General features: G+C 68.3%; 1 protein-coding gene. It reads left to right on the plus strand.

Annotated elements, in window-relative coordinates:
* Positions 1–21 precede the first annotated feature (21 nt).
* A partial coding sequence (aceE, locus tag AC1DNF_RS35455; RefSeq protein ID WP_478153586.1) for a pyruvate dehydrogenase (acetyl-transferring), homodimeric type occupies positions 22–2,395 on the plus strand: 2,374 nt, incomplete at its 3' end.

Below are 2,395 nucleotides of genomic sequence, written 5' to 3' on the forward strand. Positions count from 1 at the left end.
CAATTGCGCGCCCTGTTCGACATGTCACCGCACGACCCCGATCCCGTCGAAACCGCCGAGTGGCGCGAGGCCTTCGTCGCGCTGGCCGAGGCGCATGGTCCGGAGCGGGCGCGCTGGATGCTCGACGAACTCGCACGCCTGGCGCGCGAGCAGCGCATCGGCTGGCAACCCGAGCTTTCCACGCCCTACGTCAACACCATAGCGGTCGAGGCGCAGCCCGCCTTCCCTGGCGACCTGGCGATCGAGGAGCGCCTGGCCGCGCTCATGCGATGGAACGCGCTGGCGATGGTGGTGCGGGCCAACAAGGCCTATGGCGAACTGGGCGGCCACATCGCCAGCTATGCCAGCGCGGCGGATCTGTTCGAGACCGGCTTCAATCATTTCTTCCGGGCYCGCAACGATGCGCACCGGGGCGATCTCGTGTTCTTCCAGCCGCACAGCGCGCCCGGTGTCTACGCGCGCGCCTTCCTCGAAGGCCGGTTGAGCGAAGAGGATCTCACGCACTACCGCCAGGARCTCACCGCGCCCGCCTTCACYCARGGCAAGGGCGCGCGCGGACTGAGCAGCTATCCGCATCCCTACCTGATGCCGGATTTCTGGCAGTTCCCSACGGGYTCGATGGGCATYGGCCCGATCAGCTCCATCTACCACGCGCGCTTCATGCGCTACCTCACGCATCGCGGGCTGCTCGACTGCGAAGGCCGAAAGGTGTGGGGCGTRTTCGGCGACGGCGAGATGGACGAGCCCGAATCCATGAGCGCGCTCACGCTCGCCGCGCGCGAGAAGCTCGACAACCTCGTGTGGGTGGTCAACTGCAACCTGCAGCGGCTGGACGGTCCGGTGCGCGGCAACGGCCGCATCATCGACGAACTCGAGAAGCTCTTTGCCGGCGCCGGCTGGAAGGTCATCAAGCTGGTGTGGGGCAGCGACTGGGACGGCCTCTTCGCGCGCGACACGACCGGTGCGCTGGCGCGGGCCTTCGCCGACACGGTCGACGGCCAGATGCAGACCTTCGCGGCCAAGGACGGCCGCTACAACCGGGACACCTTCTTCGGCCAGAACGAGGAACTCGCGCGCCTGGCCCAGGGCATGACCGACGAGCAGATCGACCGCCTCAAGCGCGGCGGCCACGATCTCGTGAAGATCCATGCCGCCTACGCCGTGGCCTCGGCGCACCGCGGCCAGCCCACCGTGATCCTGGCCCATACCAAGAAGGGCTATGGCATGGGTGCCGGCCAGGGGAAGATGACCACGCACTCGCACAAGAAGTTCGAGAGCGCGGACCTGATCGAATTCCGCAATCGCTTCAACCTGCCGCTCTCGGACGCGCAGGCCACCGAGGCCGCCTTCTACAAGCCGGCGGAGGACAGCGCGGAGATGCATTACCTGCTGGGGCGMCGCGCCGCGCTGGGCGGCAGCATGCCGCGCCGCGAGACCGCTTGCGAGCCTGTTGCCAAGCCGGCGCTCGCGGCCTACGCGCAGTTCGCCGTGGCGGCGGCGGGCAAGGAGATGAGCACCACCATGGCCTTCGTGCGCATGCTGGGCAACCTGATGAAGGACAAGGCGCTCGGCCCGCGCGTCGTGCCCATCGTGGCCGACGAGGCGCGCACCTTCGGCATGGCCAACCTGTTCAAGCAGGTCGGCATCTACTCCAGCGTGGGCCAGCGCTACGCACCCGAGGACATCGATTCGATCCTGAGCTACCGCGAGGCGACCGACGGCCAGATCCTGGAGGAGGGCATCAGCGAGGCTGGCGCGATCGCGAGCTGGACGGCGGCGGCCACCAGCTACAGCGTGCACGGCCTGGCGATGCTGCCTTTCTACATCTACTACTCGATGTTCGGTTTCCAGCGCGTGGGCGACCAGATCTGGGCGGCGGCAGACCAGCGGCCGCGCGGCTTCCTGCTGGGCGCGACTTCCGGGCGCACCACGCTGGGCGGCGAAGGCCTGCAGCACCAGGATGGATCGAGCCACCTCATCGCCGCGACGATCCCGAACTGCAAGGCCTACGACCCCGCCTTCGCCGGTGAGATGGCGGTCATCGTCGATGCCGGCATCCGGGAAATGATGGTCGAGCAGAAGGACGTCTTCTACTACGTCACCCTCATGAACGAGAACTACGCGCAGCCCGATCTGCCCGAAGGCGCGGCGGCCGACGTGCTGCGCGGCTGCTACCGCTTCGAGGGCTGGACGCGGGCGCRGCCGGCGAAGGCGAACGCGCCCAGGGTGACGTTGATGGGTTCGGGCGCGATCCTGACCGAAGTCGTCAAGGCGGCGCAGCTGCTGTCGCAGGAGGGCATCGACGCCGAGGTGTTCAGCGTCACGAGCTGGAGCGAGCTCGCGCGCGACGGCCATGCCTGCGAGGAGCGCGCGCTGGCAGGCGATGCGGCGCCGG

Source organism: Variovorax sp. 01T432 (assembly GCF_056398605.1).